Annotated in this window: 17 protein-coding genes and 2 tRNA genes; 13 read left to right on the top strand and 6 right to left on the bottom strand. The window is 65.9% G+C overall.

Annotated features, from left to right (window positions below; translation table 11 throughout):
- Positions 1–2: 2 nt before the first annotated feature.
- From FKV24_RS04255 to ppnN, 4 genes are all read left to right on the top strand, one after another.
- Positions 3–635 carry an SDR family NAD(P)-dependent oxidoreductase gene (locus FKV24_RS04255; protein ID WP_249040914.1) on the top strand — a complete coding sequence of 211 codons (633 nt, stop codon included), beginning with the start codon at positions 3–5 and terminating at the stop codon, positions 633–635.
- Positions 636–755: 120 nt separating this feature from the next.
- Positions 756–1,352 (top strand): YhgN family NAAT transporter, encoded by a 597-nt coding sequence (locus tag FKV24_RS04250; RefSeq protein ID WP_111265816.1) that lies wholly within the window; start codon positions 756–758, stop codon positions 1,350–1,352.
- 252 nt (positions 1,353–1,604) lie between these two features.
- Positions 1,605–4,769, top strand: a complete 3,165-nt coding sequence (locus FKV24_RS04245; protein WP_141481483.1) for a TonB-dependent receptor — start codon at positions 1,605–1,607, stop codon at positions 4,767–4,769.
- A 123-nt stretch (positions 4,770–4,892) separates the two neighbouring features.
- A complete protein-coding gene (gene ppnN, locus FKV24_RS04240; protein ID WP_141481482.1) occupies positions 4,893–6,284 on the top strand; it encodes a nucleotide 5'-monophosphate nucleosidase PpnN in 1,392 nt (463 codons plus the stop codon).
- 9 nt (positions 6,285–6,293) lie between these two features.
- Here ppnN and FKV24_RS04235 read toward each other — a convergent pair whose 3' ends face one another.
- Positions 6,294–7,328 (bottom strand): sensor histidine kinase, encoded by a 1,035-nt coding sequence (locus FKV24_RS04235; protein ID WP_141481481.1) that lies wholly within the window; start codon positions 7,326–7,328, stop codon positions 6,294–6,296.
- 145 nt (positions 7,329–7,473) lie between these two features.
- Here FKV24_RS04235 and FKV24_RS04230 point away from each other — a divergent pair, with 145 nt between their 5' ends.
- The 7 genes from FKV24_RS04230 to FKV24_RS04200 all read left to right on the top strand — a co-directional run bounded on the left by FKV24_RS04230 (position 7,474) and on the right by FKV24_RS04200 (position 18,012).
- Positions 7,474–8,058: a GspH/FimT family pseudopilin gene (locus FKV24_RS04230; RefSeq protein WP_141481480.1), complete on the top strand. Its 585-nt coding sequence runs from the start codon at positions 7,474–7,476 to the stop codon at positions 8,056–8,058.
- Complete coding sequence (pilV, locus tag FKV24_RS04225; RefSeq protein ID WP_249040913.1) at positions 8,055–8,567, top strand: type IV pilus modification protein PilV; 513 nt, start codon at positions 8,055–8,057, stop codon at positions 8,565–8,567. Before FKV24_RS04230 ends, pilV begins: the two co-directional genes overlap by 4 nt.
- Positions 8,564–9,583, top strand: coding sequence for a PilW family protein (locus FKV24_RS04220; protein ID WP_141481479.1), 1,020 nt, complete (start codon positions 8,564–8,566; stop codon positions 9,581–9,583). The genes pilV and FKV24_RS04220 overlap by 4 nt, the downstream gene beginning before the upstream one ends.
- Positions 9,580–10,116, top strand: coding sequence for a pilus assembly PilX family protein (locus FKV24_RS04215; RefSeq protein WP_141481478.1), 537 nt, complete (start codon positions 9,580–9,582; stop codon positions 10,114–10,116). Before FKV24_RS04220 ends, FKV24_RS04215 begins: the two co-directional genes overlap by 4 nt.
- Before the next feature lie 11 nt (positions 10,117–10,127).
- A complete protein-coding gene (locus FKV24_RS04210; RefSeq protein ID WP_249040912.1) occupies positions 10,128–13,331 on the top strand; it encodes a pilus assembly protein in 3,204 nt (1,067 codons plus the stop codon).
- A gap of 32 nt (positions 13,332–13,363) precedes the next feature.
- Complete coding sequence (locus FKV24_RS04205; RefSeq protein WP_141481476.1) at positions 13,364–13,822, top strand: type IV pilin protein; 459 nt, start codon at positions 13,364–13,366, stop codon at positions 13,820–13,822.
- Positions 13,823–14,694: 872 nt separating this feature from the next.
- A complete protein-coding gene (locus tag FKV24_RS04200) occupies positions 14,695–18,012 on the top strand; it encodes a pilus assembly protein (protein WP_249040911.1) in 3,318 nt (1,105 codons plus the stop codon).
- 470 nt (positions 18,013–18,482) lie between these two features.
- Here FKV24_RS04200 and FKV24_RS04195 read toward each other — a convergent pair.
- Both FKV24_RS04195 and FKV24_RS04190 read right to left on the bottom strand, forming a co-directional pair.
- Positions 18,483–18,559 (bottom strand) — tRNA-Asn (locus tag FKV24_RS04195).
- Positions 18,560–18,618: 59 nt separating this feature from the next.
- The gene (locus tag FKV24_RS04190; protein WP_170288209.1) at positions 18,619–19,173 is read right to left on the bottom strand and encodes a GspH/FimT family pseudopilin; all 555 of its coding nucleotides are present in this window, start codon (positions 19,171–19,173) and stop codon (positions 18,619–18,621) included.
- 150 nt (positions 19,174–19,323) lie between these two features.
- Here FKV24_RS04190 and uvrB point away from each other — a divergent pair, with 150 nt between their 5' ends.
- Together uvrB and FKV24_RS04180 are read left to right on the top strand one after the other, a co-directional pair.
- Positions 19,324–21,387, top strand: a complete 2,064-nt coding sequence (gene uvrB / locus FKV24_RS04185) for an excinuclease ABC subunit UvrB (RefSeq protein WP_141481472.1) — start codon at positions 19,324–19,326, stop codon at positions 21,385–21,387.
- Between the two features lie 98 nt (positions 21,388–21,485).
- A tRNA-Val gene (locus FKV24_RS04180) sits at positions 21,486–21,560 on the top strand.
- A 367-nt stretch (positions 21,561–21,927) separates the two neighbouring features.
- On the opposite strand, the gene FKV24_RS04175 is transcribed toward FKV24_RS04180, so the two are convergent.
- From FKV24_RS04175 to FKV24_RS04165, 3 genes are all read right to left on the bottom strand, one after another.
- Positions 21,928–22,518, bottom strand: a complete 591-nt coding sequence (locus FKV24_RS04175; RefSeq protein WP_141481470.1) for a hypothetical protein — start codon at positions 22,516–22,518, stop codon at positions 21,928–21,930.
- A gap of 173 nt (positions 22,519–22,691) precedes the next feature.
- Positions 22,692–25,169 carry an XVIPCD domain-containing protein gene (locus tag FKV24_RS04170; protein WP_141481468.1) on the bottom strand — a complete coding sequence of 826 codons (2,478 nt, stop codon included), beginning with the start codon at positions 25,167–25,169 and terminating at the stop codon, positions 22,692–22,694.
- Positions 25,170–25,199: 30 nt separating this feature from the next.
- The gene (locus FKV24_RS04165; protein ID WP_141481466.1) at positions 25,200–26,096 is read right to left on the bottom strand and encodes a hypothetical protein; all 897 of its coding nucleotides are present in this window, start codon (positions 26,094–26,096) and stop codon (positions 25,200–25,202) included.
- Positions 26,097–26,435: the final 339 nt, after the last annotated feature.

Genomic DNA, 26,435 nt, shown 5'->3' with positions numbered 1-26,435 from the left:
CCGTGGTCCTGCTCGGCCGCAAGCTGCCCAGGCTCAACCGTGTCTACGACGCGGTCGCCGCGATCGGCCCCGAGCCGCTGCTGTATCCGCTCGACCTGGAAGGGGCTTCGGCCGACGACTACGCCGAGCTGGCCGCCCGCATCGAGGGCGAGCTGGGCCGGCTCGACGGATTGCTGCACTGCGCGGCCGAGTTCCGTGGCCTGACCCCGCTCGCGCAGACCGATCCGGCGGTGTTCGCGCGCGCGCTGCACGTCAATCTGACCGCGCGCTGGTGGCTGACCCAGGCCTGCCTGCCGCTGCTGTCGCGCGCGTCCGACGCCGCGGTGGTGTTCGCGGTCGACGATCCGGCGCTGGTCGGCCAGGCCTACTGGGGCGGCTACGGGCTGGCCCAGCACGGGCTCGCCGCCCTGGTCGGGATGCTGCACCAGGAACTGGCCAACGGCCCGGTCCGGGTCAGCGGCCTGCGGCCCGGACCGATGCGCACGCCGCTGCGCTCGCGCGCCTATGCCGACGAGACCGACGACCGGGTCCGCGACCCGGCGGCGTATGCGCCGGCCTGCGTGACCCTGCTATCGTCGGCCGGCATGGCCCAACGTGGCCAGGTGTGGACGCCCGAACCCGGCCAGGACGGCTGATCCAATCGCCAGATCCATGACCCCGTCACCCGCTGCCGGCCCTGCCGCCGCCGGCGACGGGGGCCATCCCGGGAGCGTTCGCCGGCAAGGCGGGCGCCCCGCGCCGCCGCGAGACCGACCATGACCATCGCCTCCGCCGCCCTGCTGCTGTTCCTGATCCTGGACCCGCTGGGCAACATCCCGGTGTTCCTGAGCCTGCTGCGCAACCTGCCGCCGCGGAGACAGCGGATCGTGCTCGCCCGCGAGCTGCTGATCGCGCTGGCGGTGCTGATGATGTTCCTGTGGGGCGGCAAGTACGCGCTGGAGCTGATGCACCTGCGCCAGGAGTCGGTCGCGATCGCCGGCGGCATCGTCCTGTTCCTGATCGGCATCCGGATGATCTTCCCGCCGCCGGAAGGGCTGATGGGCGAGCTGCCCGACGGCGAACCGTTCATCGTGCCGATGGCGATACCCTTGGTGGCCGGACCCTCGGGCATGGCCGCGGTCATGCTGATGGGCAGCAACGAACCGACCCGGCTGGCCGACTGGAGCCTGGCGCTGATGATCGCCTGGGGGGCGACCGCGGCGATCCTGTTCTCGGCCACCCTGCTGTACAAGCTGCTGGGCCGGCGGGCCTTGACCGCGATCGAGCGGCTGATGGGCATGTTGCTGGTCGCGATCTCGGTACAGATGTTCCTGGATGGCCTGGGAACCTACCTGCAGATTGCAGCGCCGTGACGGCAATGACGGTCAAAAATTGCCTGAATAGGGGATTCGCGGGCGATTTTCCTTGAAGTTCCACCCTCGTCACACGTCTGTCACATCGGTGACCTAACGTGTTAAAGTGCCGTTAACCCGGAGGGGGCGCATCGCGTCAGCCGGGATTCTGGGTGCCAAGGAAAACCAATATTTCGTCGTGGGCAGCTCCGACTTGCGTCGGGACAGAGGGCTGCCTGCGCTCAACTCCCGTGTAATTGAGGCTCATGTCCAATGACTCATAACAACCGCGTCCGGCTGTCCAGGCTGACCATCGGTCTGCTCGCCGCTCTTGCCACCGCGCCTGTGCTCGCTCAGTCCACCTCCGCCGGCGTCGGCGGTACGGTCACCGATGTTAGCGGCCAGCCCGTCGCGGGCGCCCAGGTCACCATCCGTCACGTCGACTCCGGTACGGTCAACTACGCGACCACCGATGCCAGCGGCCGCTACAACGCCCGCGGTCTGCGCGTCGGCGGTCCGTACACGATCACCGTGGAGAAGGACGGCGCGGGTACCGATGTCGAGGAAGGCGTTTACCTGAACCTCAACCAGGTCAACGCGATCAACGCGGTCCTCGGCGACACGACGACGCTGGAAGCGGTGATGGCGGTGGCCTCGCCGGGCCTGGACGTGTTCAACCCGGACAACAAGGGCGTCGGCACCTCGGTCAGCGGACGTCAGCTCGACCTCACCCCGCAGGGCAACCGCGCGCTCGACGACATCGCGCGCCTCGACCCGCGCATCCAGGTCACCGACGCCGGCAACGGCTCGATCTCGGTGGCGGGCGTCAACAACCGCTACAACAACATCTCCGTCGACGGCATGTCGCAGGGCGACCCCTTCGGCCTGAACGCCAACGGCATGCCCTACATCGGCACCCCGATCTCGGTCGACACCATCGCCGCGTACGATCTGAAGGTGTCCGACTACGACGTCGCCTCCGACACCGTCGGCGCGACCGTCAACGCGGTCACCAAGTCGGGCACCAACGAGTTCCACGGCTCGGTGTACTACGCGCTGCGCGACGCCGACAGCCTGATGGGCAAGCTCGACGGTGAGGACTACACCGGTTTCGACACCGACACCACCTGGGGCGCGACCCTGGGCGGCCCGATCCTCAAGGATCGCCTGTTCTTCTTCGCCTCGTACGAGGAGCAGAAGATCAAGAACTTCGGCGGTTCCTCGACCTCCGACGGCATCGCCAACGGCGACGTCACCCAGCAGGACGTCCAGGACGCGATCGCGATCGCCGAGAGCCTGGGCCTGCAGCCGGGCACCTACGGCTCCACCGGCGTCAACCTGGACAACAAGCGTTACCTGGCCAAGCTGGACTGGAACATCAACGATTACCACCGCGCCAGCCTGACCTACCAGCAGACCGAGGAGTTCCGCCCCTCGCCGTACGACGCGCGCTCCGATACCGTCGTGCTGAGCAGCCACTGGTACAACATCGACAACATCACCAAGAACACCTCGCTGCAGCTGTTCAGCGACTGGACCCAGAATTTCTCCACCGAGATCAAGCTGAGCCACCAGAAGTTCGACCAGGTCAACGGCAATCCGGTCAATCAGCCGGAAGTGGAGATCGAGACCGCGAACGGCGGCTCCATCTTCATCGGCGAGGACAACAACCGCCACGAGAACCAGATCAACACCAAGCGTTTCTCGGCCTCGGTCGCGGGTACCTACTACGCCGGTGATCACACCATCAAGGGCGGTTTCGACTACCTGCGTCACGACGTGTTCAACCTGTACGGCCGCGATCTGCACGGTTCGTACGTGTTCAACAGCCTCGCCGACTTCGCCGCTGGCAACTACGACGTCTACAACCTGCGCACGCCGGCGCCGGGCTTCGACGTCAACGACACCGCCGCGGCTCTGGTCTACACCCAGGTCAGCCCGTTCCTGCAGGACACCTGGCAGGTCAATGACAATCTGTCGCTGACCTATGGCGTCCGCGTCAACCTCCCGAAGGTGGACGACGCGCCGGAGCGCAGCCCGGGCTTCGAGGAGGCCTTCGGTTTCCGCAACGACTACAAGCTGGGTTCGGACAACAAGGTCGTCCTGCCGCGCGTGTCGTTCAACTACATGTTCGACACCCCGCGCTACTCGCAGTTGCGCGGTGGCATCGGCGCGTTCCAGAGCGTGCCGCCGTTTGTGTGGCTGGCCAACCCGTACCAGAACAACGGTGGCGTCACCGCGCTGTCCTACCGCAACTTCGACCCGTCGGATGCGCCGTTCAGCCCGGATCCGTACAACCAGAACATCCCGGCCACCGGCAGCCCGTCCAACCAGATCGACGTCATCGATCCGGACTTCAAGCTGCCGACCGTGTGGAAGACCAGCCTGGGCTACGACGCCGAGCTGCCGTGGTACGGCCTGATCGGTTCGGTCGAGGTGCAGAACATCCGCGCCAAGGACGCCGCGGTCTACCGCGCGCTGAACATCGGCGAGGCCCAGGGCACCCTGGCCGACGGCCGCAACAGCTACTGGTGCGACCTGGGCGGCTCGACCTCCAGCTCCAACAAGAACTGTGGCCGGAATCCGGACTACAGCTTCAACTCCACGGTGCTGGGCAACACCGACGAGGGCAGCTCCACCTCGGTGACCTTCTCGCTGAACAAGCCGCTGGCCAACAACTGGTACGGCAACATCAGCTACACCTACACCAAGGCCACCGAAGTCGGCTCGGAAGCCAGCTCGCAGGCCTGGTCGAGCTACCAGTACGTGTCGCGCGTGAATCCGAACCAGGAGTTCGCGACCACCGCCAGCCGCGAGATCCGCAACTCGATCAAGGCCTCGGTGGGTTGGGAGCACGCGTTCTTCGGCGACTACAAGACCAGCATCACCGCCTTCTACAACGGGCATGACGGTCTGCCGTACACCTGGCTCGTCAATGGCGACCTCAATGGCGACGGCATCTACCAGGATCCGGCCTACATTCCGCTGGTCAACGATCCGAACGTCAGCTACGGTTCGGCCACGCCGGAGCAGATCGCCGCGTTCCACGACTTCATCGCGAGCAACCCGTACCTGCAGGCGCATCGCGGCGAGATCGCCGGCCGCAACGCCTCCCGCCTGCCGTGGGTCAACCAGGTCGACCTCGGCATCCAGCAGGAGCTGCCGGGCTTCTTCGAGGGCCACAAGTCGATCGTCCGCCTGGACGTCTACAACTTCCTCAACATGCTCAACAAGGATTGGGGCGTGACTGACGAGATCGGCGGCTTCGACACCCGCTATCTGGCGCGTCTGGGTGGCGTCAATGCGGACGGTACCTACGTGTACGACCTGGGCCAGGCCGACAACCCGTCCTGGCAGGGCCTGCGTCCCTACGAGGGCCGCGTGCCGCGCGTGGTTTCGCGCTGGTCGGTGCTGCTGACCCTGCGTTACGAGTTCTGATCGACGCATGACCAAGCTGTAGGAAAACGGCCGGGGGCGACCCCGGCCGTTTTTTTGTGGGCGGCCGTGCGCTAGAGTCGATCGGCTGCGAAAGAGAAACGAAGAAGAGGAAGAGAAAAGAGAATGAGCCAGGCCCCCCGTGCCCCGATCCATACCCCGTTGCCCACGGTCAACGCCCGCATCTATCCCAGCGGCGGTCTCGACGTGCTGTCGCGCGACGAGGTCGCGCGCCTGCGCGACGCCTCCAGCGGCATGCACGACCTGCTGCGCCGCTGCGCGCTGGCGGTGCTGACCACCGGCAGCGTGTCCGACGACCCGCGCGCCGCGCAGGAGCAGTACAAGGACTTCGACATCCAGGTCCATCAGCAGGACCGCGGCATGCGGATCGACCTGAGCAATGCGCCGGCGATGGCCTTCGTCGACGGCGAGATCATCCGCGGCGTGGCCGAGCTGCTGTTCGCGGTCGTGCGCGACCTGGCGTTCCGGGCGATCGAGCTGGGCGAGGACGGCGGCCGCGATCTCGACAGCACCGACGGCATCACCGACGCGGTGTTCGGCCTGCTGCGCAACGCGCGCATCCTCGAGCCGGCCGATCCCAACCTGGTGGTGTGCTGGGGCGGCCATTCGATCTCGCGCGAGGAGTACATCTACACCAAGCAGGTTGGCTACGAGCTGGGCCTGCGCGGACTCGACATCTGCACCGGCTGCGGTCCGGGCGCGATGAAGGGGCCGATGAAGGGCGCCAACATCGCCCACGCCAAGCAGCGTCGCCGCCACCCGCGCTACATCGGCGTGACCGAGCCGGGCATCATCGCGGCCGAGTCGCCCAATCCGATCGTCAACCACCTGGTGATCATGCCGGACATCGAGAAGCGCCTGGAGGCCTTCGTCCGCATCGGCCACGGCATCATCGTGTTCCCCGGCGGCGTCGGCACCGCCGAGGAGATCCTCTACCTGCTCGGCATCCTGCTGCGCGAAGAGAATGCCGAGCTGCCGTTCCCGCTGATCTTCACCGGGCCGACCGCTTCGGCGGCGTACTTCGAGCAGATCGACCGCTTCCTGCGCCTGACCCTGGGCGAGGCGGCGACCTCGCGCTACGAGATCGTCATCGCCGATCCGACCGAGGTGGCGAAGAAGATGACCGCCGGCATCCGCAAGGTCCGCGAGCATCGCATCGCGCAGAAGGACTCGTTCTTCTTCAACTGGTCGATCGACATTCCGCTGGAGTTCCAGCAGCCGTTCCGGCCGACCCACGAGGCGATGGCCGCGCTCGACCTGCACAAGGGGCGCAAGCCGCACGAGCTGGCGGCGGACCTGCGCCGCGCGTTCTCGGGCATCGTCGCCGGCAACGTCAAGGAAGAGGGCATGCGCCACATCGACGAGCGCGGGCCGTTCGAGATCCATGGCGACCCGGAAATGATGCAGTCGCTGGACCAGTTGCTTCGCGCCTTCGTCGAACAGCGGCGGATGAAGATCCAGGGCGACTACCAGCCCTGCTACCGGGTGCTGGGCTGAGCCGGTAGTTCAGCTCGCGCCGACCGGCAGTCGTATCGTCGCCACGTAGAGCTCGCCCTCGCGCTGCGTGGTGACGCTGCCGCGGCCGCCGGTCAGCGCCTCCACCCGCTCCTGGGCGGCATTGAGGCCGACCCGGTGGCCGGGGTTGCCCGGCGCGTCGCCGACGGGCAGCGGATTGCTGATGCGGACGATGACCCGCTCCGGCGCGGTCGTCACCGCGATCTCGATCTCGCCGCCCTTCGGCCGTCGCTCGATGCCGTGGCGGATCGCGTTCTCGACCAGCGGCTGGATCGTCAGTGCCGGCACGGTGACCTGGGGAATCTGCCTGGGCAGTTTCCAGGTCACCTGCAGGCGCTCGCGGAACCGCAGTGCCTCGATCTCCAGATAGCGTTGCGCCAGGGCCAGTTCGTCCTCCAGGGCGATCTGCTGTGGCCCCGCCAGCGCCGCCCGGAACAGGTCGGACAGGTCCAGAAGCAACTGCTCGACCGCCTCCGGCCGCTGATGCACCAGCGCCGCCCCGGTGTTCAGCGTGTTGAACAGGAAGTGCGGACGGATCCGTGCCTGCAGCGCTTCCAGCTCGGCCTGCTTGGCGCGGATCGCCATCTGCCGCGTGCGCCAGTGGTTCTGGAACGCGGCCAGACCAAGCAGGGTGACCGCGAGCACGATCCCGGTGAAGCGCAGGGTCAGTCCGCTCCAGCCGTCACCGTCCAGCGGCCAGTCCGGCCCCAGGCTCAGGCGCGTCGCGCCGGATACCAGCCAGGTGTTGAGCAGCAGCAGGCCGGTCGCGATCCAGGCCAGTTGTTGCGGCGGGCGCGTCGCCAGCCGGCGACGGAACAGGTACAGGGCCAGCAGGGTGAGCAGCGAGATCCACTGGATCAGCATCGAGGCCAGGCCGAAGTAGACCCAGCGGTTCGCGTTGATGCCCGGGGCCAGCGCGAGCACGCTGGCCAGGCATTCGCCGGCCAGCAGTACCGAGATCAGCACGGAGGGCTGCCACAGGGCGTCCAGGGGCTGCAGTGCGGCGGCGGGTGCGGTACGCGACATGTCCGGTAAAAGGGTGCGCGGATCTGCAGAAGGGGTCCGGTGAGGCCGCCTGGACCGCTGTGCCGTCCGCCTGTCGGCACAGGGTGGCATTGCTACCCGGTGGCGCTTACGTTACCCGAACGGAACCGTGCTAGGGGAAAGTCAGGTGCCAGCAAGACTTGTCGGGTCGTCCAGGGTCGCGTCGCGGCCGCACGGATTTACCCTCATCGAACTGTTGGTCGCCGTCTCGGTACTGGCGATCGTCATCGCGTTGGCGGTGCCGAGCTTCACCGGCCTGATCAACGGCAACCGCCTCGCCAGTGGCGTCAACGAGATGGTCGCCGCGGTGCAGACCGCGCGCATCGAGGCGGTGCGGCAGGGGCGTCGGGTCGCGGTCTGCCGCAGCACCGACAACGCCACCTGTTCGGCCGGTGGCGCCTGGCAGAGCTGGATCACCATCATCGACAGCAGCGGCAACGGCGCCTTCGGCGTCGGCGACACGGTATTGCGTATCAGCAGCGTGGAGGCGCCGGTCGAGGTGACCGTCGGCAATACCATCACCGACAACGGCAACTCGATCGTCTTCCGGCCCGATGGTCTGGCCTATGACGTCAACGACGCGCTGCTGGTCGGCGCGGTGACCGTGTGCATTCCGACCGATCAGCCGCAGCGCAACCAGCGCGTGCTCAATGTCGCCGCCGGCAGCCGCGTTTCCACATCCCAGGCAAATGGCGGGGGAGCATGCCCGTGACGATCCTTGTCCAGAAGAACATGGCCGCTGGCGCGGCTCGCCGGCATCGGGGCCGCAGGTCCGCACCCGGCGCCGTCCGCGGCGCGGGTCTGATCGAGGTGCTGGTCGCGGTGCTGGTGATGGCGATCGGCCTGCTCGGTATTGCCGCGATGCAGGCCACCGCGCTTCGCAACAGCCAGAGCTCGGCCGAGCAGAGCATGGCGGTGGTCTATAGCTACTCGATCATGGATGCGATGCGCGCCAACCGCGACGTCGCGACCGCCGGCGGCTACACGATGGGCATGACCTGCGCGCCGCCGGCCGCGGGAACCCTGGCCCAGACCGATCAGCGCGAGTGGCTCACCGCGATGCAGCAGCCGCGGTCGCTGGGCCCGAGCGCGTGCGGACAGATCGAGATGGTGGACGCGGGCAACCAGATCGTGCGGATCACCGTCCGCTGGGACGATCGCCGGGCCGAGGAACAGGCGGCCGCCACCCCCAAGACAATCAGCACCACGACACGGCTATGAAGCGAACAATCGGAAATCGAAACCCATCGCAGGGACGCCGGACGGCGGCCGGTATCGGCCTGATCGAGCTGATGGTGGCGCTGGTGCTGGGGCTGTTCATCACCGGCGCGGCGATCAGCGTGTTCCTGTCCAACCGCCAGACCTACCGCGCCACCGAGAACCTCGGCCGGGTGCAGGAGAGCACGCGGGTGGCGTTCGAGCTGATGGCCCGCGACGTGCGCGAGGCGGGCGGTACGCCGTGCGCGAAGAACCTGCCGACCGCCAACGTGGTCGATACCACCGCCGGCGACTGGTGGGCCGACTGGAGCACGGGCGTGCTGGGCGTGGAAGGCCCGTTCGCCTCCGACAACCCGGCCAACCGGGTCGCCGGCACCGACGCGGTGGAGCTGAAGTCGGGCGACTCCAACGGCGTGACCGTGACCGATCATGTGCCGGCCTCGGCCCAGTTCAAGGTCAACACCGTCGACCATGGCCTGAATGACGGCGACATCGTGATGGTCTGCGACTACCGCCAGGCGGCGATCGTCCAGGTGACCAATGCGCAGCCGGGCATCAACGAGACGATTGTCCACGATGCGAGCGGTGCTTCGACTTCACCCGGCAACTGCACCAAGGGCCTGGGCATTCCGGTGCTGTGCAGCGGTGCCGCGACCGGCACGCCCTATACCTACGGCCCGAACTCCACGATCGTCAAGCTGCACTCGGCGCGCTGGTATATCGGCACCAATGCCAACAACAACCGCGCGCTGTACCGCCAGATACTGCGCCGCAGCGGCACGGGGGTGGCGACGGTTGCCGAGGAGATCACCGAGGGGGTGAGCGACATGCAGATCACCTACCTGCTGCCGGGTAACGCGGCCTACGTGGCTGCAGGTGCGGTGGGTGCGCGCTGGAACGAGGTGCAGGCGGCGCGGATCGAACTGACCCTGGACAGTCCCGAGGAGGTCGGGGTCGATGGCAACGTCCTGCAGAGGACGCTGGTTCATACCGTGACGCTGAGGAATCGCAACTCATGATGCAGCGCATACCCAAAACCCACGCACGCCACCAGCAGGGCGCGGTCCTGGTCGTCGTCCTGGTGCTGCTGCTGGTGATGACCCTGCTCGGACTCGCCAGCCTGCGCGGCACGGTGATGGAAGAGCGGATGACCGCCAACCTGCGCGATCGCGGGCTCGGCTTCCAGGCGGCCGAAGCCGCGTTGCGCGAGGCCGAAGCCCAGGTGCTGGCCAACGGCCATGCAGGATTTCCGGCGATCGGCGGCGGCGGCTGCAACGGCGGCCTGTGCGATACCCCCGATCCCACACTGCCGGAGCGCTGGCTCAACGAGGCCGGTGGCTACTGGACCAACGCCGCCGCGGCGATGGGCGGCCTGGCGATCGCGCCGCAGTACTTCGTCGAATACATGGGCGAGGCGCCAAGCTGGCCCAAGTGCGACAGCGAGATACCGGTGCACCCGTTGTGCCTGAAGCCGCGCTACCGGGTGACCGCGCGCAGTACGGCGGCCAATCGCGCCACCGTCATCCTGCAATCCAACTTCGCCGGACCCTGATGGAGGCCGACGTGAAAACCCCCCGTTTGAAAAAAGCCGCGCCGCACCTGCTGCAGGCAGCGACCGTCGCCTTCCTCGCCACCCTGATGGGACTGCCGGTGCAGGCGGCACTGACGATTCCCGCCGTCCCGCCCAGCTCCGGCAACGGCGCACCTCCGAACATCCGCTTCATCCTCGATGACTCGGGTTCGATGGGGTATTTCGCGATGCCGCAGAACATCAGCAATGAGAGCAGCATCAGTGACCAACCCCGGTATCGGGCGGTTGTCAGGAACACGATCTACTACGATCCGGCCCGGGTCTATCGCGGCTGGCAGCGGGCCGATGGCAGTTACATGCCCGACACGCCCGCAACGGCCGCGTTTTCAAGCGCTGACTTTGCCAGCGGAAGCACCGCCAACCTTACGACCGGGGAACGGACTTTCTACGTCCTGAAGTCCGGGGCCACGGACCTTACCGCCAACTCGAGTTACACCCGTTATACGCTGGGTCCGGGTACTCTCGCCCAGGAGTGCGAGTACAGTGGCGGCAGCTGGAACTGCAGTGGGATTTCCTCGTTTCCCTGGGGCAGGACCATTGCCCAGGAATGGCAGAACTTCGCGAACTGGTATTCGTATCATCGCACCCGCATGAAGTCGGCCAAGGCCGGCGCGGGTTATGCCTTCGCCGAGCTCGACGAGAACATGCGTGTCGGCTTCGATACGATCTGGAACCGGAATGAACTCCCGATTCCGGTGGGCAGCGATGGGGGCCTGTTCCGGGACAATGCCGCCAAGGGGACGACCAACAAGACCACCTGGTACTCGGGCCTCTATGGCGCGATCAGCAGTGGCGTGACGCCTCTGCATTCGGCGCTGAAGCGGTCGGGCGAGTATTTCAAGGGCGCGTCGACCTCCGGACCCTGGGGGCCGGAAGCGGGCGCATCGCAGATCACCTGTCGGCAGAACTTCGCGATCCTGACCACGGACGGCTTCTGGAACTCGGGTCAGGAGGGCAGCAACGAAGACAACGCCAACGGTTCGACCCACACCCCGGATCCGAACCTGAGCCCGGTACCCACCTACACCCAGTATCTTGCCGAAAGGCCGTATCGCGACAACTACTCCGGCACGCTGGCCGACATGGCGATGCGCTACTGGAAGAACGATCTGCGGCCGGACATGAGCAACAACGTCCCGACCTCCGGTGCCGACCCGGCGTTCTGGCAGCACATGGTGACCTTCGGCATCTCGATCGGACAGCGCGGCACCCTGGATCCGAAGGTCGATCTGCCGGCCTTGACCGCCGGCACCAAGTCCTGGCCGGACCCGCTCGATGCCGAGGACGCCCATCGCATCGACGACCTCTGGCACGCGGCGGTCAACGGTCGTGGCGAGTTCGTCGCGGCCTCGAACCCGGACGAGTTCGCGGAAGGTCTTCGTAACGCGCTGGCGGCGATCCAGGCCCGAAAGGGTTCGGCGTCCAGCGTCGCCGCCAACTCCACCTCGATCAGCACCGACACCAAGCTGTTCCAGGCCGTTTACGTGAGCGGGCAGTGGAGCGGCGAGTTGAAGGCCTACTCGGTCACCACGAGCGGCATCGATGACACCACTCCGCTCTGGCAGGCTTCGGACGAGCTTCCCGCCTGGAACGCCCGCAAGGTCTTCACCTACGACGCCTCGCTGCCGCCGCTGGCCGCCGGAGCGACGTTCCCGACCGTGACCCAGACCGTCGGCCTGACCACGGCCAGCGGTACCGGCGTGGAGGTGGCGAACTACCTGAAGGGCGACGATTCCAGGGAGTCCAAGAACTCCGGTCCGTTCCGGACCCGGGTGAGCCCGCTGGGCGACATCATCCACAGCTCGCCCTATTACCTGGAGTCGACCGACACGGTTTTCGTTGGCGCCAACGACGGCATGCTGCATGCGTTCAACGCCGACACCGGCGCCGAGCACTTCGCCTACGTACCGCGCGGCGTGCTGATGAACGACTTGAAGACGTTGTCGGACCCCAGGTACGCCCACCGCTATTTCGTCGATGGCCCGATCGTCGTGTCGAGCAAGGCCCAGACCCCGAACAAGAACATCCTGGTGGGGACCCTGGGGCGCGGTGGCCGTGGCATCTATGCGCTCGACGTGACCAGTTCCACCGGCTTCGGTGCTTCCGATGTCGAATGGGACAAGGACGCGATCGCCAACATGGGCAATGTCATCGGCAAGCCCTTCATCGCCAAGCTCAACAACGGCAAGACCGGCGTGGTGATCGGCAACGGCATCAACAGCCCGGACGACAAGGCCTATCTGATCGTGCTGGACATCAGCGATGGCTCGGTCATCGCGAACATCCCGACCAGCAGCGACACCGCCAATGGCCTGTCCTCGCCGAAGGGCTGGGACGAGGACGGCGACGGTGATGTCGACTACGTCTATGCCGGCGACCTGCGCGGCAACCTGTGGAAGTTCGATCTGAGCGACAGCAACACCAGCAAGTGGGAGTCGTCGCACAAGACCGGTAGCACCCCGGTGCCGATGTTCACCGCGACCGATGGCAGCGGCAACCGCCAGCCGATCAGCGGCGGCGTGAGCATCGCGGTGGATCCCACCAGCTTCAAGCGCTGGGTGTTCTTCGGGACCGGCCGCTATCTGACCGATGCCGACCAGACCGACCACTCGGTGCAGACCATGTACGGCCTGATGGACGAGGGCACGCGGATCGGCAATCGCAGCACCGACCTGGTGGCGAGGACGACGGTGGCGGTCGGTGTGATCGACGGTCGTACGGTGAGAGGGTTCGAGGCCGCTTCAACAACGATGCCCGCGGGCAAGAAGGGCTGGTACGTCGACCTGGCGCCGCCGGCCCCGGGTACCGCGCAGGGCGAGCGGATGATCGGCGACCCGGCGGTGGCCGGACAGGTGTTGCTGTTCTCCAGCATCATCCCCAGCGACGACCCGTGCGTGCCCGGCGGCTCGGGCTTCATCAACGCGATCAACCCGTTCACCGGTGCCAGCGTCTCGGAGTACTTCTTCGATATCGATGGCGACGGCGAATATACCGACGACACCGTCGGCGGCGTGCCGGTCGGCTCGGTCGACACCGGCGTGGGCATGAACACCGACGGCGTGCTGTTGGACAAGATCATCGGCGTCGGCGGTTCCAAGGGTGAAACCGGTTCGGTCGGTGTCAACAATCCGGTCGCTCCGGGCCGAATCTCCTGGCGCGAAATGCTGAGGAACTGACGAGCATGGGAACCCGTATGGAAACCAGTGAGATGACTCTGAACAACAACCGGATCCGCCCGGGCCGCGGCCCTCGTGCCGTGCGGGGCTTCACCCTGATCGAACTGATGATCACCGTTGCGATCGTCGCGATCCTGGCCGGGATCGCGGTTGCCAGCTACGACTGGGCGGTGACCAAGAGCCGCCGTGCGGCGGCGACCGGCTGCCTGATGGAGCAGGCCCAGTTCATGGAGCGCTTTTACACGACCAACATGGCCTACGACCAGGATGCCGGCGGCAACGCACCGGTGCTGCCGGGCTGCGATGCCGATGTTGCCACGTACTACAACGTCGGTTTCAACGGAGCGCCTGCGGCCCTCGGTTACACGCTGCAGGCGGTGCCGCAGGGCAGCCAGGCGAGCGATGACACCAAGTGCGCGACCCTGACCCTGAATTCGCAGGGCATCAAGGGCGAATCGGGCAGCGCGTCCTCGGCCGACGACTGCTGGTAGCGCGATCCCGGCTTCAACCGGACAGCAGAGAAGCCCGCCCCAGGCGGGCTTTTTTGTTGTCCGGAATCCGGTGCCCGAGGTCGGAAATGCCTGGGCGCCGCCGATGGCGCATGGTTGTCCGCGCCTGTTCCAGACCGCGCATTCGTCCTCGGCCGATGACTTCATGATCCGGACCGGGCAGGTGCAGTGCTGTCCCCGTTTTTCTCGACGCCCCCAGTTCCGATCACCGCGATGCGCGGCTATCCAGGTGGCGTGGCCTCCACGAGCGGGCCGGCTCCGGTGGAGGCGGGCATGCGGATGGGTTGCCGTGCGACCGGGTCCGTTGCATCGCGGTGGGGGCTCGATTCGATCATCGAGCCTTGATGGCGGGCCGATTGCTGCCGAACGCGAGAATACGCGTCCCCGGGAACTCGCGTGTTCGGCTCCCGGGGGAGTGCTGGATCACGACGGGCGCCGGGTTGTTCTTCCCGCTTCTTTCCTGACGCGCGCGCCGGTAGAAGGCGCATTGAGTGTGCCCTCGTGCGGCGGCGCTTCTCAGCAAGGAAGCGACAAAGTCCTGGCGTTGCCGGGGCTGTTTTCGCGGCTCTGGTCCTGCCCGGTGTCGGGAACTGGTCGCGACCATGTTCTTTATTGGTCACTCATGTCCGGCGCTGGCCGCAATCGACGAAGTGTTGATTGAGAAGTGCTGGTTGAGAAGTGCTGGTTGAAAGGGCGACGCACACGCTTGGACGCTGCCGGCGCTGGAGCGGAGTGATGTCCGTTTCATTGAATCTTCTCATTCGCTGCGCCTGAAACAGGTAACCGGGTGACTGCGCGCAGCGCGGCGGCCGGTCGTGCCACCGCCACCCCGCATCCAATTTCGCCGGGTCCTGATGGAGACCGACGTGAAAGAATCTTGTTTGAAATCCGCCGCGCCGCGCCTGCTCAAGATCGCAACCGTCGCTTTTGTCGCCACCTTGATGGGCCTGCCGGTGCAGGCGGCGCTGACCGTGCCACCCGTGCCGCCACGCGCCGGCAACGGCGTGCCGCCGAACATCCTGTTCATTCTCGACGATTCGGGTTCGATGGCCCTTCCGACAATGAGCAGTGCGACGGTTCCGACGGTGAGCCTCGGTATATCCGACTTCACCTATGTTTCCAATACCGTCCACTACAACCCTGCGATTACCTACAGGCCGTGGATGAAGGCCGATGGAACGCGGCGAACCGGCGGCACGACCTATAACGCGGTCTATCCGAGCTTGAACCACGTGGGTGGCGCCACCATCAACCTCCGGGATCCCAAGAGTTGCAGCGCTGAGGAGTTCAACGGCGAACCCGTAACATTCTGTGGCGGTATCCAGTACTTCCACGTGCCCAAGAACAAAGGCAATACCGCCACCGCCTATCTGTCCAATGGCGCCAACTACTGGCGCTACTACATCCTCGACAACAGCTTTGCGGGCGATGCAGGCCGGGTCCTGCGATGCGGATACACGGCGGACACGGGCCTGTGGAACAAGGGCTGCACCTGGGCGACACCGACCGGTCGCACCGACGCGCAGGAGCGGCAGAACTACGCCAGGTGGTTTTCCTATCACCGTACCCGGATCAAGTCGGCCAAGGCCGGCTCCAGCGAGGCCTTCCAGTCGCTGGATGGCGACAAGTACCGGGTCGGCTTCACCACGATCTGGGGGCCGAACGGCGACGGCGCCGACAATCCCCAGTTCCTGATTCCGGTCAATGCCGACAACGGCCTGTTCCGCGGCAGCAACCGCACCATCTGGTTCAACCGCCTGCACGGTGCGCGTGGATACAACGGGACTCCGCTGCTGCCGGCGCTGAATCGTGCCGGCAACTACTACTCCAACAGGTCCGACAACGGCCCCGGTGGGGGGCTGAAGAATAGCGACGGCCGGCAATTCGCGTGCCGGCAGAACTTCGCGATCCTGACCACCGACGGCTACTGGAACAGTGGGTCTTCCAACAAGGGCGACGCCGACAGCATCGCGGGCGACACCATCACCGGCCCGAACCGCGCCAAGTACACCTATAGGCCTTCGCGTCCGTACAGGGACAACCGTGGCCCGACTCTGGCCGATGTCGCGATGCATTACTGGAAGAACGATCTGCGTCCGGATCTGGACAACGTCGTGCCGCAGTCGCCGGGTAATCCGGCGTTCTGGCAGCACATGGTCACCTTTGGCATCTCGATCGGCCTGCAGGGCACGCTTGATCCAAAGACCGCGGTCAACGCGCCTGGGGCCAGCAACGACCTGACCGATGGCGGGCTTTCATGGCCGAACCCGCTCGACGAGGAGGACAACCACCGCATCGACGACCTGTTCCACGCGGCGGTCAACAGCCGCGGCAAGTTCGTCGCCGCCAGCGACCCGGCTGCATTTGCCAAGGGGCTGCAGGATGCGCTGGCGGCGATTGCCAACAACACCAGCTCAAGCTCGAGCGTGGCGGCCAGCAGTACTTCGCTGCAGGCCGGCAGCACCCTGTTCCAGGCGACCTTCGTCGGTGGGCAGTGGACCGGCGAGTTGAGGGGGCTGGCGGTGACGGCGTCGGGGATCGATGGCTCGAATCCGAAATGGGAGGCATCCCAGCAATTGCCCGCATTTGCCAGTCGCAAGATCTTCACTTCCGATCTCGCAACCACCGGCGCCGCGTTTCCGACCCTGTCGCAGATCGGGGCGCTGAATACGGTGGCCGCGCCCGCCGCGTCGAACGGGGCTGCTGTTGCCAATTATCTGAAGGGCGATACCTCGCAGGAAATACGCAATGGCGGCAGCTTCCGCGATCGCGTGGGCCTGCTCGGCGACATCATCCATAGTTCGCCGGCGTATCTGAGGGACAACGACACCGTATTCGTCGGAAGCAATGACGGCATGCTGCACGCCTTCGACGCGAGCTCGGGAGTCGAGCGTTTCGCCTACATACCCGGCGGCATTGCAATGACCGACCTCAAGACGCTGGTCGCGCCGGACTACGCGCACAAGTACTTCGTCGATGGGCCGGTCGTCGTTTCCACCAAGGCCCAGACTCCGAACAGGAATGTCCTGGTCGGAACGATGGGGCGGGGAGGCAGTGGCGTGTTCGCGCTGGACGTCACCAACCCCCGGAGCTTCGCCGCGTCCGATGTCGAGTGGGATCTGGCCTCGGTTCCGGACATGGGGCAGGTAATTGGCGACCCGTTCATCGCCAGGCTCAACAACGGCAAGACCGGCGTGATCATCGGCAACGGTGTCAACAGCCCTGATGACAAGGCCTACCTGATCGTCATCGATATCGCCGACGGCACGGTCCTGGCGACGATTCCGGCGGACGGTTCGGTCAACAACGGCCTGTCCTCGCCCAGGGGCGTGGACGAAGACCTCGACGGGGACGTGGATCATGTCTATGCCGGCGACCTGCTCGGCAATCTGTGGAAGTTCGATCTCAGCAACAGCAATGAGAGCAGGTGGGAGTCCGCCAACAAGGTCGGCAGCACGCCGGTGCCGCTGTTCGTCGCCAGGGACGCCGATGGCAACCGCCAGCCGATCAGTGGTGGTGTGACCACTGCGGTCGAGCCGGGGACTTTCAGGCGCTGGGTATTCTTCGGCACCGGCCGCTACATCACCAGTGACGATCCGCAGGACAAGTCGGTGCAGACCATGTATGGCTTGATCGACGAGGCGGCGGCAATCGCCTCGCGTGCCGACCTGGTGAAGCGGACGACGGCCGCGGCAGGGGTCGTCGGCGGGCGCCGGGTGCGTACGTTCGAGCCTTCCAGCACCGCCATGCCGCCCGACAAGGAGGGGTGGTATGTCGACTTTGCGCCGCCGGCCCCCGGCACGGCCGAGGGCGAGCGGATGATCGGGAATCCCGATGTGGTCGCGCAGGTGCTGCAATTCTCCAGCATCGTTCCCAGCGACGATCCATGCGCGCCGGGCGGCAGGGGATTTGTCAATGTGCTGAATCCCTTCACCGGGGCCAGCGTCACCGACTATTTCTTCGACGCCGATGGCGATGGTGTGTTCTCTGACGATGAGCTCAATGGCAACGCTATAGGTTCGCTGGAGCTCGACGTGGGGATGGTCGGCGATGGCGTGTTGTTCGACAAGCTGCTCGGCGCCGGCGGCACCAAGGGCAATACCGACGACGTGAATGTCAACAATCCGGTCGCGCCCGGCCGAATCTCCTGGCGCGAGATATTGAGGAACTGACGCGCACCGGGACCGGCATTGGAAACCCGTGAAACGGCCGTGAACCGCAACCGGATCCGCTCGGGCCGCGGGCGTCGTGGCGTGCGGGCTTCCCTCTGACCGAGCCGGCGCCACGACGGGGGCGGCGACCGCTTGCCTGACGGAGCGGGCCCGCGGTTCATCCAGCGCTTCCACGCGACCGGCATGTCCTGCGATACCGACGTTGCCACGTACCATAGCCTCCGCTTCAACGGAGCGCTTGCGTGGCCTCTCGGCTCGGTTGCACGCTCAGGCCGTGCCGCCGTGCCGCCGTGCCGCCGTGCAGGCAGGCAAGTAGCGGCAGTGAGTGCGGGCTCCCGACCCTGAATCCGCGGTGCCTCAGGGGCGGATCGGGCAGCGCGGCCTCGGCCGACGACCACCGGTAGCGCGATCCCGGCTTCGAGCGGACAACAAAAAGCCCGCCGGAGGCGGGCTCTTTGCTTTCTGGAATCTGGCGCCCGAAGTTGGACTCGAACCAACGACCCCCTGATTAACAGTCAAGTGCTCTAACCAGCTGAGCTATTCGGGCGGGGACGTGAATTGTAAGGCCTGTCCGGCCGGGGTCAAGCCCCCGACGGGCGAAATCCGCTAGCCGGGACAGGCGGTTGCGGTCCGCGGGCGCTCCATCCGGGTCCGCCCGGCGTTGTTGACCACCACCTTGCCCAGCATCAGGCCGTTCGCCGAGCAGATCCGGAAGGTCGCGTTGCTGCCGGCCGACCAGCCCAGGGCGTCGTAGGTGACCCGGGACCGCCCGGGCGTGGTGCTGACCCGCAGGCCGCCGCCGGTGCCCTCGAAGGCCTCGATGATCGCCGACGGCGCGGCTGGCTCGCCGCGCCGTCGCGGGTCCGAGAACACCAGCCAGCCGCCGCTCCAGAGCCCTTCCCGGAGGCAGTGGCGGCCGTCCCGGCTGGGGCAGACGCTGACCGGCCGGCCCTGCCGTATCGCGCTGATCCGCGCCAGTGCCAGCGAGACCGTCAGCCGATGCAGCGCCTCCGTGTTTCGATCGCGCTCGATCAGCGCCGCGAGCGAGGGCAGGGCGATGGCGGCGGCCACGGCGGCCAGCGCCATCGCGACCACCAGTTCGATCAGGGTGAAGCCGCTGTTGCGGGCGATGCGGGGTGTTCGGGTGCCGGGTGTTCTCATGTCGTCGGGCTCCTTGCCGGGAAACCCGATCCTGCGCCGCGCACCGGTCGCCTCCGTATCGGTGCGCTGGCCGGGCAGGGGTAGGAAAAGCGCCCGTCGCCCCCATCCCATTGTCTGACTACACTGAAAGGCCCGGCCGCGCTTCCCCACATGAACGACAGCCGTACCGCGATACGCGCCGCAGCCGCGGACGATGCCTCCGCCAGCGGATTCCAGCTGGTCTCCCCGTACCGCCCCGCCGGCGACCAGCCGCAGGCGATCGAGCGTCTGGTGGCGGGGTTCGAGGACGGCCTGGCCCACCAGACCCTGCTGGGCGTGACCGGCTCGGGCAAGACCTACACGATCGCCAACGTGGTCCAGCAGGTGCAGAAGCCGACCCTGGTGATGGCCCACAACAAGACCCTCGCCGCGCAGCTGTACGGCGAGTTCAAGGCGTTCTTCCCGCACAACGCGGTCGAGTACTTCGTCAGCTACTACGACTACTACCAGCCCGAGGCCTACGTGCCGTCCTCCGACACCTTCATCGAGAAGGACAGCTCGGTGAACGAACACATCGAGCAGATGCGGCTGTCGGCGACCAAGGCCCTGCTGGAGCGGCGCGACGCCCTGATCGTCTGCACCGTCTCGGCGATCTACGGCCTGGGCGATCCGAACGAGTACTTCCGCATGGTCCTGCACATGGTGCGCGGCGAGCGGATCGACCAGCGCGAGCTGATCCGGCGCCTGACCGAGATGCAGTACACCCGCAACGACACCGAGCTGCGCCGCGGCACCTACCGGGTGCGCGGCGAGGTGATCGACGTGCATCCGGCCGAGAGCGACGACGAGGCGCTGCGGATCGAGCTGTTCGACGGCGAGATCGAGCAGCTGACCCTGTTCGACCCGCTCACCGGCGAGACCGGCGAGAAGCAGCAGCGCTACACGATCTACCCCGGCTCGCACTACGTCACCACCCGGCGCACCGTGCTCGACGCGATCGAGACGATCAAGGAAGAGCTGCGCGTGCGCCTGGAGCAGCTCTACGCGGACAACCGGCTGGTCGAGGCCCAGCGCCTGGCCCAGCGCACCCAGTTCGACCTGGAGATGCTGGCCGAGGTCGGCTACTGCAACGGCGTGGAGAACTATTCCCGTCACCTGACCGGGCACATGCCCGGCGAGCCGCCGCCGTGCCTGTTCGACTACCTGCCGTCGGACGCGCTGCTGGTGATCGACGAGTCGCACGTGACCGTTCCGCAGATCGGCGCGATGTACAAGGGCGACCGCTCGCGCAAGGAAACCCTGGTCGAATTCGGCTTCCGCCTGCCGTCGGCGCTGGACAACCGGCCGCTGAAATTCGAGGAGTGGGAAGGGCGCTCGCCGCGGACGATCTTCGTGTCGGCGACCCCGGGCCCCTACGAGCTGCGGCACTCCGGCGACGAGGTGATCGAGCTGGTGGTGCGGCCGACCGGCCTGATCGATCCCGAGGTCGAGATCCGCCCGGTGTCGACCCAGGTCGACGACGTGATGGGCGAGATCCACGAGCGGGTCGCGATGGGCGACCGTGTGCTGATCACCACCCTGACCAAGCGCATGGCCGAGAACCTGACCGAGTACCTCGGCGAGCACGGCATACGGGTGCGCTACCTGCACTCGGACGTGGACACCGTCGAGCGGGTGGAGATCATCCGCGACCTGCGCCTGGGCAAGTTCGACGTGCTGGTCGGCATCAACCTGCTGCGCGAGGGCCTCGACATGCCCGAGGTGTCGCTGGTGGCGATCCTCGATGCCGACAAGGAGGGCTTCCTGCGCTCGACCGGGGCGTTGATCCAGACCATCGGCCGCGCCGCCCGCAACGTCCGCGGCAAGGCGATCCTGTACGCGGACCGGGTGACCAAGTCGATGCAGGCGGCGATCGACGAGACCGACCGCCGCCGCCAGAAGCAGGTCGAGCACAACACCGAGCACGGCATCACCCCGCAGTCGATCAACAAGGCGGTGGCCGACATCATGGAAGGCGCCCGCGCCGAGCCCGACGCCGCCCGCACCCGCGGCCGTGGCCGCAAGGTCGCCGAGCCCGCCGCCGACTACGCCTCGATGGAACCCAGGCAACTGGCGGCGCGGATCAAGGAGCTGGAGCAGCGCATGTACCAGCACGCCCGCGACCTGGAGTTCGAGCAGGCGGCGGCGGTCCGCGACGAACTCCATCGGCTCAAGGAGCAGGGCTTCGCCGGCTGAATCGAGATCCGCGCGCCGATCATCGATCCGGGTATTGTCGAAGCCGATCGGGTGGGATACACTGCGCGCCCTTCGCCGGGTGGTTTGGCCGGCGGGACGGGCGGTTAGCTCAGCGGTAGAGCACTACCTTGACATGGTAGGGGTCACAGGTTCGAACCCTGTACCGCCCACCACCTTCACAGGTGGAAATCCTTGAATCCAAAGGATTTCTCTGAATGGCTCTGACTCGTCATGAATGACGGTTCAGGGCCATTTTTCGTTGGTCGATGGCCCGTCATTGGCCGATGAGATCAGCGAAATTGCCGTGGCCTGTCGGTCGCCGGCGCGACGCGATCATTGATCTTGCCTAAGCCGTTCCGCGTCGTGGCGCTGTTCCGCCGCGCCCGGGGCAAAGGCATATCAACTCCCTGTGAGACTCTTGTGGGACAGGGGAGGCTTCGGGGGGCTTTCACGCGAGTCCGTCAGTGGCCAGGCCCTCTGCGACATCCTTGGCATTCTCGAGTTCGGCCAGTTGGCTCGATTGGCAAGCGGCGGGTTGGCTCAGTATGGGGGCGTTCGCCGCGCCTGGCTGTACTGTTGTTCGTCCAAACTTCGAGGGGGCCTGATTACCAGTGGGTTCACGTGCGCTTTCTCCATGATTGGCAATAGGTCCAATCGTGATGCGATAGTGAAATCCCCTGATGGACGATTGAGGTATCGGATTGGAGATCTGAATTCGACCGTATAGGTCTTTTCTGCTTCAAGCCTATAAGATCGGTATATGTTGAACCTTAGTTTGACTTCGCGTCCTGGGGTGATGGCTGTGGTCGAAACGTCCTTGTCAATATAATCAACGATCCTTCCCGTGAAGCCCGCTTCTGTGCCATCGCTGGATACCACGAACATTGGTCGGGTAGTGCCGGTCCTTGAATTTGTGTAGGGCAGGTCGTCCATGACGACTTCAATCAGCATGTCGCCGGTGTTTCTTAGGGTGAGCTCAATTTCACCGCTTTTGAAGGGGGGCTGTGTATGGGGTGTCTCATGTGTCAAGCGCATTTGCGCGGACAAGTGTCCCAGTGCGTGAGCTGGGAGTGCAAGGGCCGTGAGTATTGCGGGGAAGATGAAGATTCTAAGGAGTCTGTCCGTGTTCATGGATGTTTCCTTGTATTGGCCGACTCGTTAGTTGCTAGGAACTTGTTTGGGTTGCATTTTTATTGTTTCACCCTGGCGGTTCTGTGATTATGCTGTTGCTGATTATTTTTCGGTCGGGCTCCTGTGCCTATGCTGGCAATGGCGTGTTGACTCTTCAGCAGCCGATGCTTGCCTCACCCCATCTGTATAGCCGGTCCCTGCTGTTCCCGTTGCTCGCGCTGCTGCGCCTCCAGGGTCTGCTGTTGAGCCAGCTGCTGGGTCAGGCTGTTGTTCTGATCGAGACTCTCGTGCATCGACGGTGCTTGTCCGGACAGGTCGACGTTCGCCCGGAATCGGGCTGCCGAGTTGCTGACCACTGAAAGCTGATCGCCGCGGATCTCCACCGCGCCGAGTCGCTCGGGGCGGTCGATGCCGGCGGTGTCGCGGGCCTGCACCATCGCCTGCAGCACGCGATCGTCGCCGATGTGCGCCGGGACCTGGTCGCGGATGTGATCGAACAGGGCACGATCGGTGCCTGACAGTCGCTCCAGGGCCTGCACATGTTCCGGGGTGCGTTCGGCCGCCGGCTCCTGGCTGACGTAGTGGGGTGATCGGGCAGCCGACCAGTCGCGGCTGTGCTCCTCCACGGACCGGCCCAGGGCTTGCTGGGTGTCCAGAGCGACGCGCCTTTCGGGGGCGTCGTAGGCGCCGCGCTCGATGATGTCGAGCTGGCCGCCGGCGCCCTGTTTCAACTGGACGCTGGCCAGGCGAAGGCCTTCCGTTTCGGCCCGGGTCGCCACCGCGGCGGCCAGTTGCTCGCTGTGCGGACCGGCCGGGACCTTGTTGGCGAACTCCATCCGGTAGACGGCGTCCTGGGCCAGCAGGAAGTTGCTGTGGCCAGGGTGGGCAGGATCCTTGAGGCTCTCTGGGAGCTGCAGGCCTGGCGCCGGCATGGACTCCTCCAGCAGGGACTGACGATTCGGTCGTTCTGCCTTCGGCAGCCACTGCTCGATCTTAGGTTCACCCTTGATCAGACCGGTGGCCGGGTCTTGTTCGAGGTTGATGCGGGACCAGTAGGTGTCGACCTTGAGCTGTCGAGTATCGCGGTCAAACGTCTCCTCACGGATTCGCTCGGCAGTCGGCTTGGCAGCTTCCTCCCACATGTTCTTGGGATCCCAATGACCTTCCTCCCGGATCGCCAGGCCTATCCTCTGGCTCACCAATGGCTGTGGCTCCGGTCCTTGCCCTCTCGCAATGCCCTTGGCTGAAGCCTTGACCTCGAAGATCTCCCACTTGTCGGTGTCCGGGTTGATTGCCACCAGGTCGTTGCCGTGTCCGGAGTTGTTCTGGATCGGAACGATGTCGCGATAGCCTTTCTGCGCGAGATCATGGGCCATGATCGCTTCGCCGATTTCGCCGACCTCGTGGCGCTTGAGCTGGCTGAGTGCACGGCCACCGACCGAGGCGGTCAGTGCTTCGTCGAACGGAACGTTCTTGAAGTCGTCGACGTTCTGGCGGGCCAGATAGCCCAGCTCGCGAGGGCGCAGTGCGCCGCTCTGCAGCAGGTCGTCGACATGCCCTGTCTGGCGTAGGCCATCGACCAGGTCACGCAGCTCGCCCTGGCTGCGACGGACACCGGCCAGGCCATCGAACATCAGGTCGGCGCTTTCGGCCGCAACGCCGCCCCTGGCCTGCGCGCGACGGAAGTCATCGCCGACCTCGGTCAGGACATCCAGCCCTTCCTTGGTCAGTTTGCGGGCGGCGCCACCGGTGTGCAGCGGCACGCCGTCGTCCACCATGTCCGCCGCCTTGGCGACCTTGGCCAGCTTCGGCAGCTTGCTGACCGGCACCAGCGTGGCGAGAATCTCCACGCCCGCAGCGCCCTCGGCCTGCCCCATGTACTCGGCGGCTTTGCCTTCGCGCTCGGCCTGATCCAGGCCATGTTTCCACTCGTCCCACGCGCCCTTGGCGATACGGGTGACGTCGTCCACCGGCTTGCTGGGGTCGTCCCAGGCCTCGGACGCATACATGCCGGCCGCCCCGATGATCATGTTGCGGAAGTCGCGATCATGCGAGAACCGCACGGTGAAGGTCGCCAGGTCGACCGTGTCGCCCAGCACCTGCAGGCCCTGACCGGTCGCCCCCTTCACCACGCCATAGCCTTCCTGCACCTTCTCGGTGGCGCCGCCAGCCACATGACCGGCGGCGCGCTGCAGGTAACTGTTGTCCGGGTTGTCGCGGACCTGCTCGGCCCAGCGGCGGGCCTGAGCCAGGCTGTCGCTGATCGAGGCGTCGGTGCGATCCAGCGCCTGCCGGCCCGCATCCCAGGCTTCGCCGGCGGCCTCGGTCAGCAGCTCCCAGTTCCGCTCCAACCGGGAATCGGTCAGGTTGTTCGCGTCCAGCGCCTGCGCCAGACGCTCCGCGTCCTGCGTCGGCAACTGCCGACCCAGTGCCTGCAGCATCGGCTCCAACTGCTCGCGTCCGTCCGGGTGTCCCATCACCGGCGAGTCGGCCAGCGCCTGCGCCAGGGCGGGTGCGTCCAGGCCATCGATGCTCTGGTGCTGCTGGATCAGCAACTGGGCCTGGAGGGCCGTCAGGTCGACATTACCCTGGGCATCCGTTGCGACCGCCAGGGCGGCCAGTTCGGCGGCGCGGGAAGACGGGTGGGTCATGACTGCGCTCCTTGCAGAAAGGGTGAAGCGTTATCGGAACTCGGGATAGTCGCGCTGAAGTTGGGCCTCGACCTGTAGCGTCAACGGATTCGGCTCGACATCGGGCAAGTCCTTGATCACGGCCCAGGGGCCGTCGACCAGCAGGTGCCCGGTCTCGAAGGCAGGCAGACCATCGCGCTGGCGCAGGGCCTGCACGGCCAGCAGTTCGGCCGGGAACAGGCGATCAAATGCAGTGTCGAACTCGTAGAACTTGCTACCGGTGCTGCTCTTGGCGCGAGTGATGTGAAATTCGGACGCGGCCTGCATGGCTGTCTGGAACACAGATTCGCCGTTGGTGCGCCAGGCATCCAGCAACTGCTGGTAGGGCTCGATCAGTGGCTTGCGGGGCTGGAAGCTGGTGGGGATATCGAAGGCCTGCGAAAACAGGCCGACCAGGAACACGTCGTTGGTGTTGTGGTTGACCATCCGCGTCGCCGGTGGGCGGTTCACCCGCTCGTCTTTTTCCGCCATCTCGATGAAACGCTCGGCACAGATATGCCCCAGCTCCCAATTGGACAGCATCAGAGGGCCGGCCGCCTTCATACTGTCCCAGAACTCCCAGGGCCAGTTGCCCAGGTCGGGGCGGCGCTCACTGAACATCCCATTCATGCGCAGGTCGAGAGCACGCAGGGCCACAGCCCAGTGCATGAGCCGGGTCAGCTCCCCGAGATCCTGCCGTCCATAGGCCGCACAAGCGGCCATGCCGTAGTAGTGCCCCAGATCGGCAACAGGGTCGCCTGGCATTCTGGCCGGCCGCTCCGGCGCATCCAGCCATTCTTGCAGGTTAGCTGAATACTTGACTGGCCTCTCGGGGTTGCCCGGGTAGGTCAACCACTCCTGACATGCCTTGAGGGTCTTCTTCAGCGAGCGGTGATAGGCAAAATCCATTTCGGGGTCATACTCCAGGCCAAGTCCCGATGCCGACGGAGGCATCGCTTGAGAAGTATGCCGGATTCGATGTCATCGCCAAATCCAGGCGCGGCGGCTCCTATGGCAGGGTAGACTCGCCTGCCTGCGCTCGTAGCGCATTGGGAGCGGTTGTCATCTGGCTGAACAGGGCAGGTGTCAGCTGACGGGCTCAATCCCACCGCCCGACAGCGCCGGCGAGTCGGCCAGCGTTTGCGCCAGGGCCGGCGCGTCCAGACCGTCGATGCTCTGATGCTGCTGGATCAGCAATTGGGCCTGGAAGGCCGTCAGGTCGACATTACCCTGGGCATCCGTTGCGAC

It is taken from the genome of Marilutibacter maris (assembly GCF_006546735.2).
Classification (GTDB): domain Bacteria; phylum Pseudomonadota; class Gammaproteobacteria; order Xanthomonadales; family Xanthomonadaceae; genus Marilutibacter; species Marilutibacter maris.
This window is presented reverse-complemented; position numbering and strand designations above follow the sequence as displayed.

What these genes read in the sequence shown, in the direction of transcription:
- FKV24_RS04250 (WP_111265816.1), top strand. Translation starts at nt 756, where the DNA reads ATGACCATCGCCTCCGCCGCCCTGCTGCTGTTCCTGATCCTGGACCCG.
- FKV24_RS04245 (WP_141481483.1), top strand. Translation starts at nt 1,605, where the DNA reads ATGACTCATAACAACCGCGTCCGGCTGTCCAGGCTGACCATCGGTCTG.
- ppnN (WP_141481482.1), top strand. Translation starts at nt 4,893, where the DNA reads ATGAGCCAGGCCCCCCGTGCCCCGATCCATACCCCGTTGCCCACGGTC.
- FKV24_RS04235 (WP_141481481.1), bottom strand. Translation starts at nt 7,328, where the DNA reads ATGTCGCGTACCGCACCCGCCGCCGCACTGCAGCCCCTGGACGCCCTG.
- FKV24_RS04220 (WP_141481479.1), top strand. Translation starts at nt 8,564, where the DNA reads ATGAAGCGAACAATCGGAAATCGAAACCCATCGCAGGGACGCCGGACG.
- FKV24_RS04215 (WP_141481478.1), top strand. Translation starts at nt 9,580, where the DNA reads ATGATGCAGCGCATACCCAAAACCCACGCACGCCACCAGCAGGGCGCG.
- FKV24_RS04205 (WP_141481476.1), top strand. Translation starts at nt 13,364, where the DNA reads ATGACTCTGAACAACAACCGGATCCGCCCGGGCCGCGGCCCTCGTGCC.
- FKV24_RS04200 (WP_249040911.1), top strand. Translation starts at nt 14,695, where the DNA reads ATGGAGACCGACGTGAAAGAATCTTGTTTGAAATCCGCCGCGCCGCGC.
- FKV24_RS04190 (WP_170288209.1), bottom strand. Translation starts at nt 19,173, where the DNA reads ATGAGAACACCCGGCACCCGAACACCCCGCATCGCCCGCAACAGCGGC.
- uvrB (WP_141481472.1), top strand. Translation starts at nt 19,324, where the DNA reads ATGAACGACAGCCGTACCGCGATACGCGCCGCAGCCGCGGACGATGCC.
- FKV24_RS04175 (WP_141481470.1), bottom strand. Translation starts at nt 22,518, where the DNA reads ATGAACACGGACAGACTCCTTAGAATCTTCATCTTCCCCGCAATACTC.
- FKV24_RS04170 (WP_141481468.1), bottom strand. Translation starts at nt 25,169, where the DNA reads ATGACCCACCCGTCTTCCCGCGCCGCCGAACTGGCCGCCCTGGCGGTC.
- FKV24_RS04165 (WP_141481466.1), bottom strand. Translation starts at nt 26,096, where the DNA reads ATGGATTTTGCCTATCACCGCTCGCTGAAGAAGACCCTCAAGGCATGT.